Annotated in this window: 23 protein-coding genes; 9 read left to right on the forward strand and 14 right to left on the reverse strand. The window is 43.0% G+C overall.

The genetic code is table 11. The annotated features are described in order from the left end of the window. The first annotated feature begins 18 nt into the window (after positions 1-18). Genes rfaD through FC814_RS11055 form a run of 4 tightly spaced genes read left to right on the forward strand, consistent with a single transcriptional unit; the run spans position 19 to position 4232 of the window. Positions 19-951 (forward strand): ADP-glyceromanno-heptose 6-epimerase, encoded by a 933-nt coding sequence (gene rfaD / locus FC814_RS11040; protein ID WP_000587764.1) that lies wholly within the window; start codon positions 19-21, stop codon positions 949-951. 2 nt (positions 952-953) lie between these two features. Next, entirely contained in the window at positions 954-2000 is a 1047-nt protein-coding gene (gene rfaF / locus FC814_RS11045; RefSeq protein ID WP_000699258.1) for an ADP-heptose--LPS heptosyltransferase RfaF, read from the forward strand. A gap of 3 nt (positions 2001-2003) precedes the next feature. Then, complete coding sequence (rfaC, locus tag FC814_RS11050; protein WP_001264627.1) at positions 2004-2963, forward strand: lipopolysaccharide heptosyltransferase RfaC; 960 nt, start codon at positions 2004-2006, stop codon at positions 2961-2963. Positions 2964-2972: 9 nt separating this feature from the next. Next, positions 2973-4232 (forward strand): O-antigen ligase, encoded by a 1260-nt coding sequence (locus FC814_RS11055; RefSeq protein WP_137325938.1) that lies wholly within the window; start codon positions 2973-2975, stop codon positions 4230-4232. Between the two features lie 32 nt (positions 4233-4264). Here the strand turns inward: FC814_RS11055 and FC814_RS11060 are convergent, their stop codons facing one another. The 10 genes from FC814_RS11060 to rfaQ all read right to left on the reverse strand — a co-directional run bounded on the left by FC814_RS11060 (position 4265) and on the right by rfaQ (position 14156). Next, positions 4265-5332, reverse strand: a complete 1068-nt coding sequence (locus FC814_RS11060; protein ID WP_001236428.1) for a glycosyltransferase family 9 protein — start codon at positions 5330-5332, stop codon at positions 4265-4267. 32 nt (positions 5333-5364) lie between these two features. After that, on the reverse strand, positions 5365-6216 hold the full coding sequence (gene waaZ / locus FC814_RS11065) for a 3-deoxy-D-manno-oct-2-ulosonate III transferase WaaZ (protein WP_000790290.1): 852 nt from the start codon (positions 6214-6216) through the stop codon (positions 5365-5367). A 73-nt stretch (positions 6217-6289) separates the two neighbouring features. Next, a complete protein-coding gene (gene rfaY, locus FC814_RS11070) occupies positions 6290-6988 on the reverse strand; it encodes a lipopolysaccharide core heptose(II) kinase RfaY (protein ID WP_000615184.1) in 699 nt (232 codons plus the stop codon). Between the two features lie 17 nt (positions 6989-7005). Next, positions 7006-8022 carry a lipopolysaccharide 1,2-glucosyltransferase RfaJ gene (rfaJ, locus tag FC814_RS11075; RefSeq protein WP_000376847.1) on the reverse strand — a complete coding sequence of 339 codons (1017 nt, stop codon included), beginning with the start codon at positions 8020-8022 and terminating at the stop codon, positions 7006-7008. 38 nt (positions 8023-8060) lie between these two features. After that, entirely contained in the window at positions 8061-9080 is a 1020-nt protein-coding gene (gene waaO, locus FC814_RS11080; RefSeq protein WP_001188024.1) for a lipopolysaccharide 3-alpha-galactosyltransferase, read from the reverse strand. Beyond that, positions 9080-10159: a lipopolysaccharide 1,6-galactosyltransferase gene (gene waaB / locus FC814_RS11085; RefSeq protein WP_000683965.1), complete on the reverse strand. Its 1080-nt coding sequence runs from the start codon at positions 10157-10159 to the stop codon at positions 9080-9082. The genes waaO and waaB overlap by 1 nt, the downstream gene beginning before the upstream one ends. 43 nt (positions 10160-10202) lie before the next feature. Then, entirely contained in the window at positions 10203-11138 is a 936-nt protein-coding gene (rfaS, locus tag FC814_RS11090; protein WP_137325939.1) for an LPS core biosynthesis protein RfaS, read from the reverse strand. A gap of 36 nt (positions 11139-11174) precedes the next feature. Then, positions 11175-11972, reverse strand: coding sequence for a lipopolysaccharide core heptose(I) kinase RfaP (rfaP, locus tag FC814_RS11095; protein WP_000229845.1), 798 nt, complete (start codon positions 11970-11972; stop codon positions 11175-11177). Continuing rightward, a complete protein-coding gene (rfaG, locus tag FC814_RS11100) occupies positions 11965-13089 on the reverse strand; it encodes a lipopolysaccharide glucosyltransferase I (RefSeq protein ID WP_000634281.1) in 1125 nt (374 codons plus the stop codon). The genes rfaP and rfaG overlap by 8 nt, the downstream gene beginning before the upstream one ends. Before the next feature lie 2 nt (positions 13090-13091). Beyond that, on the reverse strand, positions 13092-14156 hold the full coding sequence (gene rfaQ, locus FC814_RS11105; protein WP_071995211.1) for a lipopolysaccharide core heptosyltransferase RfaQ: 1065 nt from the start codon (positions 14154-14156) through the stop codon (positions 13092-13094). A gap of 411 nt (positions 14157-14567) precedes the next feature. Between rfaQ and waaA the strand changes: the two genes are divergently transcribed. Both waaA and coaD read left to right on the forward strand, forming a co-directional pair. Continuing rightward, positions 14568-15845, forward strand: coding sequence for a lipid IV(A) 3-deoxy-D-manno-octulosonic acid transferase (gene waaA, locus FC814_RS11110; RefSeq protein WP_000891554.1), 1278 nt, complete (start codon positions 14568-14570; stop codon positions 15843-15845). A gap of 7 nt (positions 15846-15852) precedes the next feature. After that, a complete protein-coding gene (gene coaD, locus FC814_RS11115) occupies positions 15853-16332 on the forward strand; it encodes a pantetheine-phosphate adenylyltransferase (protein ID WP_001171876.1) in 480 nt (159 codons plus the stop codon). A 38-nt stretch (positions 16333-16370) separates the two neighbouring features. Here coaD and mutM read toward each other — a convergent pair whose 3' ends face one another. From mutM to radC, 4 genes are all read right to left on the reverse strand, one after another. Then, positions 16371-17180, reverse strand: coding sequence for a bifunctional DNA-formamidopyrimidine glycosylase/DNA-(apurinic or apyrimidinic site) lyase (mutM, locus tag FC814_RS11120; protein ID WP_137325940.1), 810 nt, complete (start codon positions 17178-17180; stop codon positions 16371-16373). 97 nt (positions 17181-17277) lie between these two features. Then, a complete protein-coding gene (gene rpmG / locus FC814_RS11125) occupies positions 17278-17445 on the reverse strand; it encodes a 50S ribosomal protein L33 (RefSeq protein WP_001051798.1) in 168 nt (55 codons plus the stop codon). Between the two features lie 20 nt (positions 17446-17465). Continuing rightward, a complete protein-coding gene (rpmB, locus tag FC814_RS11130) occupies positions 17466-17702 on the reverse strand; it encodes a 50S ribosomal protein L28 (RefSeq protein ID WP_000091955.1) in 237 nt (78 codons plus the stop codon). Positions 17703-17918: 216 nt separating this feature from the next. After that, a complete protein-coding gene (gene radC / locus FC814_RS11135) occupies positions 17919-18587 on the reverse strand; it encodes a DNA repair protein RadC (RefSeq protein WP_010344500.1) in 669 nt (222 codons plus the stop codon). Between the two features lie 171 nt (positions 18588-18758). Here radC and coaBC point away from each other — a divergent pair, with 171 nt between their 5' ends. The 3 genes from coaBC (at position 18759) to slmA (ending at position 21118) form a co-directional block, all read left to right on the forward strand. Beyond that, complete coding sequence (gene coaBC, locus FC814_RS11140) at positions 18759-19979, forward strand: bifunctional phosphopantothenoylcysteine decarboxylase/phosphopantothenate--cysteine ligase CoaBC (RefSeq protein WP_000050165.1); 1221 nt, start codon at positions 18759-18761, stop codon at positions 19977-19979. After that, complete coding sequence (dut, locus tag FC814_RS11145) at positions 19957-20415, forward strand: dUTP diphosphatase (protein WP_000976070.1); 459 nt, start codon at positions 19957-19959, stop codon at positions 20413-20415. Before coaBC ends, dut begins: the two co-directional genes overlap by 23 nt. Positions 20416-20521: 106 nt before the next feature. Then, complete coding sequence (slmA, locus tag FC814_RS11150) at positions 20522-21118, forward strand: nucleoid occlusion factor SlmA (protein ID WP_000818603.1); 597 nt, start codon at positions 20522-20524, stop codon at positions 21116-21118. Positions 21119-21129 lie beyond the last annotated feature (11 nt).

The raw sequence follows: 21129 nt of genomic DNA on the forward strand, positions 1-21129 counted from the left end.
AATTCGAAGGTTACAGTTATGATCATCGTTACCGGCGGCGCGGGCTTTATCGGCAGCAACATCGTTAAGGCCCTGAATGATAAAGGCATCACCGATATTCTGGTGGTGGACAACCTGAAAGACGGCACCAAGTTTGTGAACCTGGTGGATCTGAATATCGCGGACTATATGGATAAGGAAGACTTCCTGATCCAGATTATGGCTGGCGAAGAGTTCGGCGATGTCGAAGCGATTTTCCACGAAGGTGCGTGCTCATCCACCACCGAGTGGGATGGCAAGTATATGATGGATAACAACTATCAATACTCCAAAGAGCTGCTGCACTACTGCCTGGAGCGCGAAATTCCGTTCCTGTATGCATCTTCCGCAGCGACCTATGGCGGACGCACCTCCGACTTTATTGAATCCCGCGAATACGAAAAACCACTTAACGTCTACGGTTACTCAAAATTCCTGTTTGATGAATATGTTCGTCAGATTCTGCCAGAAGCGAACTCGCAGATTGTTGGTTTCCGTTATTTCAACGTTTATGGGCCGCGTGAAGGTCATAAAGGCAGCATGGCGAGCGTCGCTTTCCATCTCAACACTCAACTTAACAACGGTGAATCACCGAAGCTGTTCGAAGGTAGCGAGAACTTCAAACGCGACTTCGTCTACGTGGGCGACGTGGCAGATGTGAATCTGTGGTTCCTGGAAAATGGCGTTTCCGGCATCTTCAACCTCGGCACTGGTCGTGCTGAATCCTTCCAGGCAGTAGCAGATGCAACACTGGCTTATCACAAGAAGGGTCAGATCGAATACATTCCGTTCCCGGATAAACTGAAAGGCCGCTATCAAGCGTTTACTCAGGCGGATCTGACTAATCTGCGCGCGGCGGGTTACGACAAACCGTTCAAAACCGTTGCTGAAGGTGTAACGGAATATATGGCCTGGCTGAATCGCGACGCGTAACTATGAAGATTTTGGTGATAGGCCCGTCTTGGGTTGGCGACATGATGATGTCGCAAAGTCTCTATCGCACGCTCCAGGCGCGCTATCCCCAGGCGATAATCGACGTGATGGCACCGGCATGGTGCCGTCCGTTATTATCGCGGATGCCGGAAGTTAACGAAGCTATCCCTATGCCTCTCGGTCACGGTTCGCTGGAAATCGGCGAACGCCGCAAGCTGGGACATAGCCTGCGCGATAAACGTTACGACCGCGCCTACGTCTTACCCAACTCCTTTAAATCCGCATTAGTGCCTTTCTTCGCAGGTATTCCACATCGCACCGGCTGGCGTGGTGAAATGCGCTACGGTTTGCTCAACGATGTGCGCGTGCTTGATAAAGAAGACTGGCCGCTAATGGTGGAACGCTATGTCGCGCTGGCCTATGACAAAGGCGTAATGCGTACCGCACAAGATCTACCAAAACCGTTGTTATGGCCGCAATTGCAGGTGAGCGAAGGTGAAAAATCGTATACCTGTAACCAATTTTCCCTCTCATCAGAACGTCCGATGATTGGCTTTTGCCCAGGAGCGGAGTTTGGCCCGGCAAAACGCTGGCCGCACTACCACTACGCAGAGCTGGCAAAGCAGCTAATTGATGAAGGTTATCAGGTGGTTCTGTTTGGTTCGGCGAAAGATCATGAGGCGGGCAATGAGATACTCGCCGCACTGAATACTGAGCAGCAGGCATGGTGTCGTAATCTGGCGGGAGAAACGCAGCTTGATCAAGCCGTTATTCTGATTGCGGCCTGTAAAGCCATTGTCACCAACGATTCTGGTCTGATGCACGTCGCAGCGGCACTGAATCGTCCGCTGGTCGCACTGTATGGGCCAAGCAGCCCGGACTTTACGCCGCCGCTTTCTCATAAAGCGCGAGTCATTCGTCTGATTACTGGCTACCACAAAGTGCGTAAAGGCGATGCCGCAGAAGGGTATCACCAGAGTCTGATCGACATTACTCCCCAGCGCGTACTGGAAGAACTCAACGCACTGTTGTTACAAGAGGAAGCCTGACGGATGCGGGTTCTTATCGTCAAAACATCGTCGATGGGCGATGTCCTCCATACGCTGCCCGCGCTAACCGATGCGCAGCAGGCAATCCCTGGAATAACGTTTGATTGGGTGGTGGAAGAAGGTTTTGCGCAGATCCCTTCCTGGCACGCCGCCGTTGAACGGGTTATTCCGGTAGCGATACGCCGCTGGCGTAAAGCGTGGTTTTCTGCACCTATTAAAGCGGAGCGGAAAGCGTTTCGTGAAACGCTACAGGCAGAAAACTATGATGCGATTATTGATGCGCAAGGGCTGGTAAAAAGCGCAGCACTGGTGACACGTCTGGCGCATGGCATTAAGCATGGAATGGACTGGCAAACCGCTCGCGAACCACTGGCAAGCCTGTTTTACAATCGCAAACATCATATTGCCAAACAGCAGCACGCCGTAGAGCGCACCCGCGAGCTGTTCGCCAAAAGCCTGGGTTACAGCAAACCACAGACTCAGGGCGACTATGCCATTGCGCAGCATTTCCTGGCTAACCCGCCGGCGGATGCTGGCGAATACGCCGTATTTCTTCATGCGACGACCCGTGATGATAAACACTGGCCGGAAGAACACTGGCGAGAATTAATTGGCTTACTGGCAGGTTCAGGGATTCGCATTAAACTTCCCTGGGGCGCACCACATGAAGAAGCGCGAGCGAAAAGGCTGGCGGAAGGATTTGATTATGTCGACGTATTGCCGAAGATGAGTCTGGAAGGTGTTGCCAGCGTGCTGGCTGGGGCGAAATTCGTGGTTTCGGTGGATACGGGATTAAGCCATTTAACTGCGGCTCTGGATAAACCTAATATCACTGTCTATGGACCAACCGATCCGGGATTAATTGGCGGGTATGGGAAGAATCAGGTGGTTTGTAGGGCGCCGGGGAAAAGTTTAATTAATCTCAACGGTCAAGCAGTTTTGGAAAAATTATCATCATTATAAAGGTAAAACATGCCAACCTTCATTAAACTCCAATCATGGAAACCTTACGCTTTAAAATCATCTATGATTTTAGAGATTATGACTTATGTTTTATGTTTTTTCTTATTAATTATCGCTCTCGTCAATAATACTCTTAGTATAAAATTATTTAACGTTACAGCTATGGTAGGTTTATTGGCCCTCATTCTTAGAGGTAAACAACTAAGTATCAACCGAAACGTCCTTATTCTCCCATTATCTATATTTATTATAGGATTAGTTGATTTAGTTTGGTATTCATTATTTAAATTCGATAATTCACTTTTTCGAGCAACTTATCATAATTATTTAAACACAGCTAAAATATTTCTATTTGGTACGATTTTAGTTTTCTTAGCTCTGAATACTAGAATAAAACTAAAAAAAGACAGTGTATTATATATTTTTTATACTTTATCATTTATTATAGCTACTTATGCAGTTTATATAAAAATGAAAACAAACTGGGAGAGAATATATTTTGAAATCGGAACGCCTACTGGTGCATCGTATTCTATAATGTTTATTGGAATACTAAGTTCAGTCGCGGTATTCTATACAAGAAACAAAAATCCTTATTTGTTCATTTTAAATAGCTTAGCTATCTTCTATGCCTTATTGCTAACGCAGACAAGAGTAACATTAGTAGTTTATCCACTCATTTGTGTAATAACATTTGTTTTGTTTTATATTAAATATCCCAAAAAGATATTAACATCTGCAATAGTATTCATTGTACTTCTAACAGGCCTGATATATTCATTTTCTCAAACATTACAAAATAGATACGCAGAGGGTGTGAATGATTTAGTACAGTATACTAATAATAGTAATTCATCACTTGGTGCCAGAATAGCAATGTATGAAATGGGTATAGACATTTTCAAAGAATCTACACTTACATTGAGATCAGCAGAAGCGCGTGCGCAAAAGATGCATTTATTTGTTTCTGAGCAAAGTCGCTTAGCTGGGGCATTAGAATTTACTAATATACATTTACATAATGAAATAATCGAGGCCGCGTCGTTAAAAGGGATTTTAGGAATAGTCTCTGTGTTATTCTTTTATATTGCATTGTGCTTCACCGCTTATACTGAGAGAAATATAGGTCTTTTTGCATTAACATTAGGTATTATTGGCGTCGGTGTTAGTGATGTAATCATTTGGGCTAGAAGTATCCCAATTATAATAATTTCAGCATTGACGCTATTAGTTATGATTAGAAAAGTAAAAGCCAACAGCATTAGATAATAGAATAAGTAAAAAGTGGGAATCCCCACTTTTTATTTATCGGTGATTAACTTATTCAAGGATAAGAATAATATCTTTGAATCGATATCTTGTACCGTAAAAGTTGGAGAAATTATTTGTATCGCATTAGGATTATTTGGCCCCCAAATTAAGTGTGAGGGATAACTTTGACGACGCGCATTTGGATAAAGAGCAAGTGTAGGACGTTTATACGCTGATGCTATATGTACAAGAGCAGTATCAACTGATATAACATAATTACTAAACTTAGTAAGTGCCACTGTATAAATAAAATCTTTATATGGCAAAATATCAATATCAGGTATAGATATTGTTTTTAGATCTTGATGTAAACCGGTAAATATAACTCTGTAGTTCGGTAATTTACTTTTGATCAGTTGATATATAAAACATATCTGCTCTGATGTTAATCTACATATTTTCTTTGCCCCCAATGGATTTATAATTACGATTTTAGAGTCGCCAATAAAATCTTTTATTTTATTTTCAACATCTACAGGTAAATGCAAGTCGTAGTCGGTGGAAAATTCACCCTCACCATAAATATGCTTCAGTATTTCTGTTGCTCGTGTACTCATATGTTCTTTTAAACATTCATCGTGGGGATGGTAAAATGAATAGTAACGCTTATACCATTGATCAAACCCCAGAATGTAAGAATCTTTCAAACTTGATAATATTAAACTATGCTTAAATGAAGGCATTGTCTCAAAGGGGTCTAATACAATATCGAACTGTAAATTCCGCAGATGCTTACATAAACTAAGCATTTTAAGGGAACCAGTTGATTCTTTAACACACAACTCAAATATATTTTTATTATTAGAGAGAAACTCCCTACCCTTTCTATTTGTGAGGATTGTTATTTGAACTCCTTTACTGTAAAGTTCACGATAAATCGAACTTAATACAATTAGATCACCGAGTTTATTATTATCATGAATGATAAGGCATGATTTAACTTGCGCTGGTTCTGTAACTTGATTATTGATTTTCTTACGAAATAAAAAAGCAAGAAAATTAATCTTGATTTTGTTTATATAAAATCTTTTCTTTTTGTGAAAAGTACCTAAACGCATTTTTATACCATATTATTTTAGTTTCAGGGTGATTAATTAGCATAAGAATCAGTTGGAGCTTTATATTGTATTTTTTTTCTTGTCCTATCCTTTGATTCTTCTGTACTGATATCTTGAAGTTTAATAAATGGAATTACATCGTAAGAAATAGCCGTATCATCAGACAAATTATAAATATTAATATCTTTTACATTATCATGCATAAAACGGAAAAATGGCAAGATTTTAAATAAATCCCTACTCAATTCCGAGGGCATAGGATTCTTATTTTCATCATAGAAACGCGAACAGCTACCCGTTAAATCCAGACCTGAACAAATAATCCGAGCATACTTAAGTGAATATGCTATTTGAATTGCAGCAAAGGCAATAGTATGGCATGAGCAATAACCAAGACTAATGTCTTTGCAAAATCCAACCAGACGACCTTTTTTAGACCACGGTACAGAGATCAGCAGTTCTTTGTGAATCTGGCTCAAAATATTAAATTTAATCTTCTTTATAAAACCACCTTTTTCCCGGCGGTAAAAAGACCGTAATATAAGGCAGTTCTGGAGGATATAAAGTTTATCTTCTTCGGAGGCGTGTTCATAAACGTCAACGTTTACGATAGTATAACGGCTTCTTTGGCTAAAATTGTAAAAATCATCACGACGCTGATGTAAAAAGCGAACATCTGTAAGTACATAAATAAAGGGAATAATATTATGACTTAACAGATATTGTGCTGAACCATTGACAGCAATAATATCCCTTGTCCGTAATACCGACAAAGGTGTCTTTTGCGATGTGGGGCCAGATAGAAAAATAATAACATCATTAGATGTTTTATTTTCAATCAGGTTTTCAACATCTTTTTTGTCAATGTATCGAATATTCTTCATGATAAACCTGTGAAATAAATAACTCCGTATAAAAATGCCTAACGAAGACGCGTAATGGTGGGATATTTCTGCTTTAGCGTGCTGGTTTTCCTTTCAAACGCCGCATAATATTGCGCATTTTTTTACGATAAACTAAAAGATAATAACCTAGATCCTTAATCTCATTTTTAATACCGTAATGACGCTCTAAATCTATACGGTCTTTCGCTTTCCGTTGCGCTGAAGCACGTTTCCCAGAGAGATCAATAATTCGAACTTCACCATTTTTAATAATGAAGTTACCACGATGAGGATCACCAGAGACCATACCATGTTGATGCAAAGAATGAATTGATTGCTGAATTTTATTTTTTAACTCGTTATCAATATTGGGTATATCACATAACTCTACACCATCAATATACTCGATCAGCATGATATATGTATGGACAAATCGTAAAGTTTTTCGCTCTGCTAATAAATAAAAATCATTGAGAGTATGTAATCCTTCATTTCGCACTTTTTGGGTTTGTTCAAAAAGGCGTTCGTAATAATCTCCTTTTAATAGAGATTTAAAAAAACGCTCGTTGCGTTTAATTTTGGGAGAAAAGACCTTAAGCACCAACTTACCGTAATCGGTGTCAATAAGCATGACTTTTGTATCATCAATAGAACGAAACACTTTGATGATCTTAATATTATAAGACAAAAAGTCATTTAATACATTGAGGTACTTTGAATTGTTGTCATCAGTAAAAACAACAAAATCTTTAACCTTATTTTTCTGAATCATGATAAGCCAATTAAAAGTTATTTACTGTAATATTTTCGGTAAAGATAACGAACCCCTGCTATAATGCCAGTTACGTAATGATGCTGAACTAACAAATGCTTATATCTTTTCTTAAATTCGATAACTGATTTTGCATCTCTGGGGGAATCATTTTTCCATGGCGAGTTATCTAACGCTATTTTAAAGTATTTTACAGATGGATAAATTGCCCATTTATGCCACGGTTTAGTTGCCCCTGTATAATGGATGAGAAGCGTGTTTTCTGTAATCAACTTTTTATAGTTCTGATGTGTTTTATCTTTTAATTCGCTTTTAATGGTATAAATAGTATTGAATTCACGAGGCAAAAATATTGTCATCCCTTTCAATAAAACATTCATAACATCTTGATCGGGATATTTATAAACATTATCTTTACTCATAAGAATAGATAACGCTTTTTCTGTTAGTTTTGCATTGGCCCATTTTTTTAAGTCTAAATAAACCACTCCTGAATTAAAGTAGCGCCCCCTTAGTTCAGGATCAGACAACCTGGATACCGCCTTTTCCTGCATTGGCTCAACATCTTTAACAACAGCAGCCACCGCTCCGTTTAAATCCAGATGAAGTAATTGGCTAATATCACCCTTACAAACAACATCCGCATCAAGATAAAGTAAACGATCAAGCGTCAGACCCAATAATTGAAACGCAAACAAACGAAAGTACATTGCTCTTGACCAGACCTGTGTACAAGGCAAGCACTGAAGCTTATCAGTATTAATTCTATAAAGCGTGATTCTTAATTGGTATTGCCTTGCAAGTTTTTCGACCTTTTGAAAAAAATCATCATTATAAACATCAGCAATAATATAAAAATCAAGATTAATATGTCGATTATTTAGGACAATTGATGTGATAGAAATACCTACACCATCAAGATAATTAGCATCGACACCATAGGCAACATTTAAACATTCAGAAGTATTTTTATTAGTTAGCCTAAAATCCCAGGCTTTAACTTTATCTATCTCTATGGCAGGAAATGAGTCCACAAGGCTACCCTTATATCATTACTTTATAGATTCCCAGTTTAATGCTTTATCTTTTCAATAAAATACAAAAGATAATTGCTAAATCCTTTTATATATCTATGCTTTTTCAGCATATGTTTTGCGCTATACCTTAATTGATTGCTATTGTTTGGTTTCAGCAACGCCGTATTCTTCCATGGCGAAGCATTTTTTGCCTCCATAAAGGCTTGTGATACAGGATAATCCCAGGCCCAATCATGCCAGGGCTTGGTCGGACCAATATAATGGATAAAAATAGTATCGCTGGTTACTGGATTTTTAAAACTTTCTTTGAGTTGGTAATTTAAGCTAAACTGGGTATTGTATTTTATATCAGAAAAAATAAGTTTATCTGCCAGTAGCATATTTAATACATCCTGATCAGGATGTGTTATTTTTTTTACTATCTCCGGATCATTTAACATTGCAATGGCTCGTGCAGAAACCTGCTCAACTGCCCATTGGTGAGTATTGATCAATAAAAAACCAGAGTTAAAATAACCTTTAGCAATCCCCACAACACCTAACGAATGTGCACGTTTTTCCCACCAGTCATTTTGTCCTTCGGTAACAACCATTGCGACTGTATGATCAGGAAACGTAAAATTAATAAGTGGTTCTATAGTTCCCTGACAAATGATATCTGCATCCAGATATAGAACTTTAGGTGTTTTATTAATAAAGTAATCTGCAATAATAAAGCGAAAATAGATTGCATGAGTCCAGTTCTTGGTACTTGGCAATGAACGGAGCCGATCGCCATTAATTAAATATACCTTAATCCTGGTTTTGTATTGCTGAGCCAGAGCATCAAAATATTTTCGATCATCTTCACAAAAATAGTCTGTGAAAATATGGAAACATAAGCGATTTCCTTCATTATATTTTAATATTGAAGCAATCGAAATTCCGCAACCAAAAAGAAAATTCTTGTCAGTTCCATAAGCAATATCCAGACAAAGACTTTCTGTTTCTACTTTATAATTGTAATCAATAACTGAATTGAGAAACTCAGTCTCCTGGAAAAAAACCTGCTGCATCATTTCCTCCGGGAAATAACAGAAATAATTATCTTGTGTAATCTGTCATAATATTTCTGCTGGTAAAATTTATCGATCGACGCAGGAATTTTTTCATGTTCGATGAGAATTTCACCGGCTATGTATTTATTGAGAAGAGAAACAAAACTGGTCATATCACCCGGTTGATATAAATGACCATTAACATCAGGCTGGATGATGTCAGCAGGCCCGGAGACACAATCTGCACTGATACAAGGAATCCCCCACGATAAGGCTTCAAGCAGAGTCATCGGGAAACCTTCAAAAGATGACGTGAGTAATAACGCACTCACTTTTTTAATATCCTGCTGAACTAATTCCCAGGGATGTTGTTGCCAACCATACCAGACAATTCGATCATCAATATTTAACTCTCTACCATAAGCCTGGCATTTTTCGAAATCGGAACCATCACCCAATACATGAAGTTTCCAGTCACCTTGCACTTGTGATAAGCCATCAAGCAGATCTTTTACTCGTTTCTGACCTTCGAATTTCATGCGTCCGACATAAATGAAGGTTGCCGTTTCGCCTTCTTCGGGTGCTGGAATGACTGAATCTTTCGCTTCGACAGGGTTAAAAATAACGTTTATCGTCGGTTCTGGTACACCCCGGTTAATCATTTGTTGTTTAATACCGGAGCTGATTGCTAAATGATAGTCGGCACAGGTGATATATTCAGCATGTTTTTTATGATCTAAAGAAAAATGCGGCCATGAAAATACAGGTACATCAACTCCAGATTTTTTACGCGCTTTTTCCGCATACAAACATGAGATCACATCAATACAAATAACAACATCTGGCTGATAATTCTGAAGCCATTTGCTTAAAGCATGAATATGCTTCGCGCGACGTAAAAAACCTAAGCGAATGTTGGAAAATGAACACGAGTACTTAATACCTTCCAGCCATCCCTTATCCATTTTGTCATTCCGGCAAAAGAAAAACATTTCACTTTGGATATGTTGTTGTCTGAAGGTGGTAATAACATCTCGAATGACTGTTTCCATACCACCAAACCCTGAAACAGCTTCGCCGATAAACGCTATTTTCATAGGAACTCTCATTAATTGAGTAAAACTCACTGTTTTAACGGTTTTATTTGTCTATAAAATCAGAAATAATTGTTGACATCATTTTATCAGGACTGAATTTATATAAACTATCATAATCCATTGGTTTAACAGATGAGTTAATAAAATACTCTAACTTATCCCAATCATCATGACCTATTATAAAAAAGCGAGACTCACTATAGATTTCTGAATCAAGTATATTTATATTGTTAGTAATTAATTTTTTATTAAAAAATAGTGCCTCAAGTATCCGAAGAGTCCAGCCAGATTGATTTTCTTTAGTTATATCAACAATTATATTAGAATTTAATGTTCTTCTAATATTCTCTTCATAAGGTATTTGTTTTTCAATCAAATACTTTGAAGTAGGAGAGGATGTCTTATCTTTAACAACATTAAAATCTAGCTTACATCCTAGTGTTGTTAATCTATCAGCTAATTCATCAATTATTTGAAGACGCCCTTTATCACGACCAAGGAAAAAGCATATTGGCTGGCTGTTATTTTTGTCAAACAAACTATAACTTGTAATTTCTTCCATTCCGATAGGAAAAAATTGTTCTATTGCTTTGGTCTTCTCATTCCCTATAAATCTATTTTCAAAATCATAGATAATATCGAAATAATTTGCACTATCAAAAATAAAATCTTCGCTAACAGTATTTCTTAGCAGCAAAACCTTATGGCAATTAATATTTTTTAATATTTGTTTATTAATTCCTTTATTAATCACACTGTCATTAAAGATAATTATATCATCCTTTTTAACAGCATTGAGATTATGTTTGATGAATAATCGTCCCAACCATGCATTATCCATCCCTAACTTCGAAAGTTTCTTATTAATCCAGTTGTATTTTTTTGGAGTTGTTATATTTTTTATCTTATACTTTTTTTTCAAGTACTGGATCATTTTTAATTCATAATCTGCAACCCAGTTTATAAAATAAATAGTCATAATGAAGTTAGTTCCAGTACATACTGATAAATATTTTTATAATCCTTTGCGTTGTGTTCGCTCTTTAATACGCTCGGCCTTAATGCTTGCCATGTTCAATAAATTCCGTTCAAGAGATAATATTTTTCGTAAAGGCATCCCAAAATAAACCTTCATAAATCGCCATATATCTCTCTGCGTCAGGCCAATATTCATCGATGAAAAATATAGACCAATCAAATCTTTATCCCGCCAACGACGTGGGACTTTTTCCCGTATCTGCGCGCGATGCAGGTCTATTACCGAAATTTTTAATTCATCTTCCCGGCCAGTGAACGGTAAATGAAGCAAAAAGTGGCAGATATAACAATCACGATGATTTATTCCTGCTGCGTGCATTTTACGCACCATAGTTGCCACTCGTGTAATCAGCATACGCTTAACACATATATCAGGCGGATTAACTGTCCAATCTGCACAATAATCTTCAAGGCTAATCGTAGGAGTAAGATCTTCGGTAATAATAAATGATGTACGGGTTAATGGATTTAACCCTTTTTCACCAAACCCTATACCGTGCATCGTATCAACACCGACATCATGCAGTCGATGAATAGCGTGCCACTCTCTGTCTGCGCCTAAAACGGGCATACGCAATGAGAGCAGGTTTTTTATAATTTCTTTTAAGGTCGTACCTTTGTGCCATTTAAGGAAATAGCTTTTCCCAGCCAATTCAAAGCGTAATGTTCGACGTGTCTCTAGTTCGCGAAAGACTTCGCCATTCAGTTTTTTAACTTCTGTAAAAGCATCTTTACCACGCCAAAGTGTGGCAAGCGGCTCTTTTAATTCAACCATCTAAACCACCTATAATAATATCTGCGGCTTTCTCTGGCAGGCTGTATAAATCCTGAGTATCTGCATAATGGCGAGCATTCTCCGCCCAGGCCATTCGTAGCGAATACTGTGTTAATGCTTTGCGTAAGATCGCATTTAATTCTTCCTGACGGAATGGTTCCGCGATAACCGCTCCACAATTAGCATCCGCAATATAATGCGCGTATCCACATACTGCGGTTGTCAAAACAGGTAATCCAGCGGTGATCGCCTCAAGGAGAACAATACCTGCAGCTTCCTGGTAAGCGGGATGCAGTAAGATATCTGCCGCTGCCATTAATTCAGACACGTCATTCCTCCCGGAAAAGAAATGCACGTTGCTACGTACCCCAAGCTTTTCTGCCAGCACTTCAAATTTGCGTGGTTTATCCTGACCAACGACAAACAAAAGCGTATTGTGGCGTAATGATTCAGGTAATGATGCCAAAGCCTTAATTGAGCGATCCACACCTTTACGACCGAAATCTGACCCAACCTGTAGCAATAAGTTTTGTTGTTCGGTTATGCCATTTTTCTGACGATATATTTCACGACTGTTTGGGATTTGCTCGCTGTATTTCCTGTCCGGATAGATGCCGGGGGGGAGAATTTGAAAACGTTCTGGTTCAGTCTGGTAATGCTTCTGAAAATCGGCGATTTGCTTATCGGTCAGCATCATGAGTTTCGTCGATTTACCATGCTCAAATGTCGCTCGCTCAAATGCGGCATAATGCCGATAGCGTGATGTTAAACGATAGAAAAAACCTTTTTCTTGCGCGACTTTCTCAGCGTAACAGACATCGGCGGCAAAATAGACATCCAGCCCAGGCATCTTATTAAACCCAACGACACGATCCGCAGGATGCGCTTTGAGATGATTTTGTACCCAGGCATAATATTCTTTATTACGTCCATGGTTAGTATGGGATTTAACCGGTACGCGAATAAGCTCAAATGCTTCCGGACAATCACCTTCCCACGACTGTGTATATACCCGAACATGGTGGCCCCGTGCGGCAACTGTTGACGCAATACGCATAAAGTCACGCTGTAGACCACCAAATGGAAAATATTTATATAAACAAAACGCCACAATCATAATTATGCATTCCTGTTAGCTGAAGGAGCATCTTCTGGCAACAGCTTTTCCGTAGCGGCAATGACATCTTCCGCTGGAATAACAGAAAGATATTTTTTGTTGCGGTCAAGTTCATGCCGGGTGGGCATTTGTTGATAATTACCCGCCCAGAACTGAATAATATTATCGGTCCATGGACGCCAGAATACATGATCAGTGGCCCCAAACAGGCTAATAACTGGCGTCTTCACCGCCGCCGCAATATGCCCTGGCGCAGAATCCACACCAATAAAGAGTACGGCATGATCAATTAACGCACCCAGTTCAGGAAACCGTGTTTTACCTGCAAGGCCAGTGATAGGTTTTGTTTGGCAGCCTTGTGCTATTTCATCTACACAGGCGAGATCATCTGCCGAAGGCCCACAGGTCAGCACAACCTGATAACCACGCCGTTGCAAAGCATCGATAACCATAGAAAACTTATCATTATCCCAGCACTTAAATATCTGACGAGCTGTCGGTTGGATGACGACATAATGATCTTTCACGCCCAGAGCATCTAATTCCTGCCGCATTTTCTTCCAGCAATCATCGGCGTAACTCATTGTTGTGTCGGTGTAGAAATCGGTAATACCTAATGGCTCAAGGACCGATAAATTACGCTCAACAATATGTGTACCGTGTATTGGCGCTAAGTGTGTAAAGCTTTTTTTCCAAATACTATGCTGCCGATGACCATAAAGTTGCGATATTTTCATACGTGCCGGTAAACAACGCACCAGCAGTGCTACCATCCATTGATCCGTAAGATTAATGACCAGGTCATAATTATTCGCACGCAGAGTTTTTATCAACGAAAGCACATTTTTAATTTTATCGAATGTTCCCGCACCTTTATTGCTTATGCCATAGAGCGTATTAATTTCCGGGTTTTCAGACAAAATAGGAATTGTATCCTGATAAAGCAGCATATCGATTTTTGCATCGGGATAATTCTGCTTGAGCGTACTGATGACAGGAGTAGTTAATAACATATCTCCGTGATATCGCATCTTTATGACCAGGATATTTCGAAATGGCTTTTCCACTAGCGACTCTTTTGTATGATTGTCTGGTTAAGTTAAGCAGAAAAAAGCACGCTACCGCCCCAGGCTCAACAGCTACCTGAATACTGATAACGCACTTACTTTGGCGTGCTAGTGTATCATTTCTTTCGCAGCAATCCGACCCGAATGTTTTTTATACACAAAATGGTTTTTAATCATAAAAATCATGCAGATAAAAAACCACATGCAGATAATTCTGGTACGGACGATGCCTATATAGAGTTGCAAATTGGTTCGGGCTTCAATGAATCGCATAAAAATACAAAAAAACTGGAGATGTCGCGGTAGTTCAGACCAAACAGAAGCTATTTAAGTCAAAAACAGGAAAAGTAATGGTAAAGCCCCAACTAAATACATAGAATCCCCAGCACATCCATAAGTCAGCTATTTATTATGCTCGAATTGCTTTACACCGCCCTTCTCTACCTTATTCAGCCGTTGATCTGGATACGGCTCTGGGTGCGCGGACGTAAGGCTCCGGCCTATCGAAAACGCTGGGGTGAACGTTACGGTTTTTACCGCCATCCGCTGAAACCAGGCGGCATTATGCTGCACTCCGTCTCCGTCGGTGAAACTCTGGCGGCGATCCCGTTGGTGCGCGCGCTGCGTCATCGCTACCCTGATTTGCCGATTACCGTTACAACCATGACGCCAACCGGTTCGGAGCGCGTACAATCAGCGTTTGGGAAGGATGTTCAACACGTTTATCTGCCTTACGATCTGCCCGATGCGCTCAACCGTTTCCTTAATAAAGTAGACCCTAAACTGGTGTTGATTATGGAAACCGAGTTGTGGCCAAACCTGATTGCGGCGCTACATAAACGTAAAATTCCGCTGGTTATCGCCAACGCGCGACTTTCTGCGCGCTCTGCGGCAGGTTACGCCAAACTGGGCAAATTCGTTCGTCGCTTACTGCGTCGTATTACGCTGATTGCCGCCCAAAATGAAGAAGATGGTGCACGTTTTGTGGCGCTGGGCGCAAAAAATAATCAGGTGACCGTTACCGGTAGCCTGAAATTCGATATTTCTGTAACACCACAACTGGCTGCTAAAGCAGTGACGCTGCGCCGCCAGTGGGCGCCACATCGCCCGGTATGGATTGCCACCAGTACTCATGATGGTGAAGAGAGCGTGGTAATTGCCGCGCATCAGGCGCTGTTAAAGCAGTTCCCTAATTTATTGCTCATTCTTGTTCCACGTCATCCGGAACGCTTCCCGGATGCGATTAACCTGGTCCGCCAGGCTGGACTAAGCTATATCACACGCTCTTCCGGAGAAATCCCTTCCGCCAGTACACAAGTGGTAGTTGGCGATACGATGGGCGAGCTGATGTTGCTATACGGCATTGCCGATCTCGCGTTTGTTGGCGGTTCACTGGTTGAACGAGGTGGGCATAACCCACTGGAGGCTGCTGCACACGCTATTCCGGTACTGATGGGGCCGCATACCTTTAACTTTAAAGACATTTGCGCACGGCTGGAGCAGGCAAGCGGGCTGATTACCGTCACTGATGCCGCGTCGCTGGCAAAAGAGATATCCTCTTTACTCACCGACGCCGATTACCGTAGTTTTTATGGCCGTCATGCCGTTGAAGTGCTGTATCAAAACCAGGGCGCGCTACAGCGTCTGCTTCAACTGCTGGAACCTTACCTGCCACCGAAAACGCATTGAGGTTGTTATGCAAAAACGGGCGATTTATCCGGGTACTTTCGATCCCATTACCAATGGTCATATCGATATCGTGACGCGCGCCACGCAGATGTTCGATCACGTTATTCTGGCGATTGCCGCCAGCCCCAGTAAAAAACCGATGTTTACCCTGGAAGAGCGCGTGGTACTGGCACAGCAGGCAACCGCGCATCTGGGAAACGTGGAAGTGGTCGGGTTTAGTGATTTGATGGCAAACTTCGCGCGTAATCAACACGCTACGGTGCTGATTCGTGGTCTGCGTGCGGTGGCGGATTTTGAATATGAAATGCAGCTGGCGCATATGAATCGCCACTTAATGCCGGAACTGGAAAGTGTCTTTTTGATGCCTTCAAAAGAGTGGTCGTTTATCTCTTCATCGCTGGTCAAAGAGGTGGCCCGCCATCAGGGAGATGTCACCCATTTCCTGCCGGAGAATGTCCATCAGGCGCTGATGGCGAAGTTAGCGTAGCGTTTATGCCGGATGGTATGCCATCCGGCGCGCATGAATTACTTCTGGCACCGCCTGCAATAAAACGTCGCCCGCTGCGCATGTTTAGTCGCCACAATCGGCGTACCGCACACCCGACACGGCTCGCCTTTACGCCCGTAAACCTGCAATTCCTGAGCGAAATAACCCGGTTTACCGTCACTTTGTAGAAAATCTTTCAGCGTCGTGCCGCCCTGTTCAATAGAACGGAGTAGCACTGCCTTAATCACTCGCGCCAACAATTCACACTCAGCCAGCGACAGAGACGATGCCAGCCGATCAGGATGGATCCCCGCAGCAAACAGTGATTCGCTGGCGTAGATATTTCCCACACCCACCACCAGCTTGTTATCCATCAGCCAGGGTTTAATCGCCGTTTTTTTCTTCGCGCACTTCTGATGTAGGTATTCGCCATTGAAATCGTCGCTAAGCGGCTCCGGCCCAAGATGGGCCAGCACATTGTGCCCTTCCAGTTCTTTGGCCCACAGCCAGGCGCCAAAGCGGCGCGGATCGGTATAGCGCAGCACTTTGCCGTTGCTCATCACCAAATCAACATGGTCATGCTTTTCAGGGGAAAGTTCTTCTGGAAGGATGCGCAGGCTGCCAGACATACCCAGATGAATGATAATCCAGCCCTCTGGCAACTCCAGCAGCAGATATTTAGCCCGGCGCTGCACGCTAAGCACTGGTTGGTCGCTTAAACGGTAGATTTCTTCCGAAACCGGCCAGCGCAAGCGTCCATTGCGCACCACCGCATGAAGAATAGTTGCACCAACGAGATGCGGTTCTATCCCGCGACGGCTGGTTTCAACTTCGGGTAATTCAGGCATAGCATCTCCAGGAATGAACAGATGCAGTCAATATGGGGGCAAACAGATAACAAAAAACCCCGCCGGAGCGAGGTTTTTCGTTACATTAAAGCGAGAATTATTTAATTTTCGCTTCTTTGTAGATCACGTGCTGGCGAACAACTGGATCGAATTTTTTCAGTTCCAGTTTTTCCGGCTTAGTACGTTTGTTCTTCGTAGTGGTATAGAAGTGACCAGTACCAGCAGAAGAAACCAGCTTGATTTTCTCACGAATACCTTTAGCCATGATTTATTTCCTCTAAGTACTTAGTACTTTTCGCCACGGGCACGCAGTTCAGCCAGAACTGTATCGATGCCTTTTTTATCGATTACACGCATACCTTTAGCAGATACGCGCAGGGTGACAAAACGCTTCTCGCTCTCAACCCAGAAACGGTGAGAGTGCAGGTTCGGCAGGAAACGGCGTTTAGTCGCGTTCAGTGCGTGGGAACGGTTGTTACCGGTCACCGGACGCTTGCCAGTAACTTGGCAGACTCGGGACATGTCTATTCTCCAAAAATCAAATTAGCTCGAGCTTCGTATGGGGTATTGGCGCCTCGTCAGGCTTTACAGCCCGGTCATCGCAGTTCTATGTGAACTCTCGATTGCCAGGCCCAAATGCCAAACCCGAGATTCTCAAAGGTGGCGTAGTATACGCTGACTCGGCGATGTGCTCAAGTCCCGAACAGACAAAGATCCCGAAGGATCGCGCATAGCGGGTTAAATCCAGCCGCGTTCGGCAAAAGAAACATATTCTCCACGCCCAATCACGATATGGTCGAGCACGCGTAATTCCATGAACTGACAACTTTTTATTATCCGTTCGGTGATGAGTTTATCCGCTTTACTGGGTTCAGCACAACCCGAAGGGTGATTATGCGCAAGGATCAGCGCCGAGGCGTTTATTTTTATCGCTTCGCGGATAATTTCCCGAGGATGGACTTCAACATGGTTTAGCGTGCCGGAAAAAAGACGGCTATGCGTTATAACCCGGTGTTGTGAGTCGAGAAAGATCACCATAAAGATCTCCCGCTCTTCGCCCGTGAGCTGGCTTTGTAAAAATTCCCTCGTCATCTCCGGGCTGAGTAACGGGCTTTCTTCACGCATCCGCACGTTGTAGTAACGCCGCGCCAGTTCGGCAATCCCCTTTAACTGGGCAAATTTCGCCACGCCAATTCCATGAACCCCACTAAATTGTTCATATTCAGAGGTTAACAAGCCGTAAAGAGAGCCGAAATTCTCCAGCATCTCTTTTGCCAGGGTTAACACATCTTTACCGCGCGTTCCTGTACGCAGAAATAACGCCAGAAGCTCGACATCCGTTAACGCACCAATGCCAAACTTCAACATTTTTTCGCGTGGCATCAACAGCTGTGCATTGTTTTTCACCTTCACCTCCTTTGTGATGCTCGCATCCTGTCATAGCCGTTCCGTTAAATCGACGGCCAGTTTTCAATCCTGGAAAGCGCCTCGCAAAGTGATTCTCAGGTGAAGGCACGACAACAAAAGTATTGTGATAAAATCGCCAACTTCTGGTGTCACCCTACAGGAAAAATCATCATGAGCCTGGCCGGTAAAAAAATCGTTCTCGGCGTCAGCGGCGGTATTGCTGCCTATAAAACCCCTGAACTGGTGCGTCGTTTGCGCGATCGCGGGGCCGACGTCCGTGTGGTAATGACCGAAGCGGCAAAAGCCTTTATCACTCCACTTAGTTTGCAGGCGGTTTCTGGTTATCCCGTTTCCGACAGTCTGCTGGATCCGGCAGCCGAAGCGGCAATGGGCCACATTGAGCTGGGTAAATGGGCTGATTTAGTGATTCTTGCCCCAGCCACGGCGGATTTGATTGCCCGCGTTGCTGCCGGTATGGCGAATGATTTGGTATCGACGATTTGCCTTGCGACTCCTGCGCCTGTTGCCGTGCTGCCAGCGATGAACCAACAGATGTATCGTGCTGCTGCCACCCAGCATAATTTAGAGGTGCTTGCCTCGCGCGGTTTGCTGATCTGGGGGCCCGATAGCGGCAGCCAGGCCTGTGGTGATGTCGGCCCTGGGCGAATGCTCGATCCGTTAACCATTGTTGATATGGCGGTCGCCCATTTTTCGCCCGTCAACGACCTGAAACATCTGAACATTATGATTACCGCAGGCCCGACACGTGAACCGCTCGATCCGGTGCGTTATATCTCTAATCACAGCTCCGGCAAGATGGGATTCGCCATTGCCGCAGCCGCTGCACGTCGTGGCGCGAACGTCACGCTGATTTCTGGCCCGGTTTCACTACCGACGCCACCGTTTGTTAAACGTGTTGATGTGGTAACCGCACTGGAGATGGAAGCCGCCGTGAAGGCATCCGTGCAACAGCAAAATATCTTTATCGGTTGTGCCGCCGTCGCGGATTACCGTGCAGCCACCGTTGCCAGCGAAAAAATCAAAAAGCAGGCCACACCGGGTGATGAATTAACAATAAAAATGGTTAAAAACCCCGATATCGTCGCCGGTGTTGCCGCATTAAAAGACCATAGGCCTTATGTTGTTGGATTTGCCGCCGAAACAAATAATGTGGAAGAATACGCCCGGCAAAAACGTATCCGCAAAAACCTTGATCTGATCTGCGCTAACGATGTTTCCAGAAAAAATCAGGGATTTAATAGCGACAAAAACGCATTACACCTTTTCTGGCAGGATGGCGATAAAATCTTACCGCTTGAGCGAAAAGAGCTCCTTGGCCAATTATTACTCGACGAGATTGTGACCCGTTATGATGAAGAAAATCGACGTTAAGATTCTGGACCCGCGCGTTGGGAAGGAATTTCCACTCCCGACTTATGCCACTTCTGGTTCTGCCGGACTTGACCTGCGCGCCTGTCTCGACGACGCCGTAGAACTGGCACCGGGCGACACTACACTAGTGCCGACCGGACTGGCGATTCATATTGCCGACCCTTCACTGGCGGCGATGATGCTGCCGCGCTCCGGGTTGGGACATAAGCACGGTATCGTGCTCGGTAACCTGGTGGGATTGATCGATTCCGACTATCAGGGTCAGCTGATGATCTCCGTGTGGAACCGTGGTCAGGACAGTTTCACCATTCAACCTGGCGAACGTATCGCGCAGATGATTTTTGTTCCGGTGGTACAGGCCGAATTTAATCTGGTGGAAGATTTTGACGCCACTGATCGGGGTGAAGGCGGCTTTGGTCACTCTGGTCGTCAGTAACGCATACGCATCCAAATAACGTCATAACATCGCCGCAAACATTTCGTTTGCGGTCATAGCGTGGGTGCCGCCTGGCAAGTGCTTATTTTCAGGGGTATTTTGTAACATGGCAGAAAAACAAACTGCGAAAAGGAACCGTCGCGAAGAAATACTTCAGTCTCTGGCGTTGATGTTAGAATCCAGCGATGGAAGCCAGCGTATCACGACGGCGAAACTGGCCGCCTCTGTCGGCGTTTCCGAAGCGGCTCTGTATCGCCACTTCCCCAGTAAAACCCGCATGTTCGATAGCCTGATTGAGTTTATCGAAGATAGCCTGATTACTCGTATTAACCTGATTCTGAAAGATGAAAAGGACACTACTGCGCGCCTGCGCCTGATTGTGTTGCTGCTTCTCGGTTTCGGCGAACGTAATCCAGGCCTGACCCGCATCCTCACTGGTCATGCGCTAATGTTCGAACAGGATCGCCTGCAAGGGCGCATCAACCAACTGTTCGAGCGTATCGAAGCGCAGCTGCGTCAGGTATTGCGTGAAAAGAGAATGCGTGAGGGTGAAGGTTACACCACCGATGAAACGTTGCTGGCAAGCCAACTTCTGGCGTTTTGCGAAGGTATGCTGTCTCGTTTTGTTCGTAGCGAGTTTAAATATCGCCCGACGGATGACTTTGACGCCCGCTGGCCGCTGATTGCCGCGCAGTTGCAGTAATATAACGCCGG

This window comes from Escherichia sp. MR, from assembly GCF_005280595.1.
GTDB lineage: Bacteria > Pseudomonadota > Gammaproteobacteria > Enterobacterales > Enterobacteriaceae > Escherichia > Escherichia ruysiae.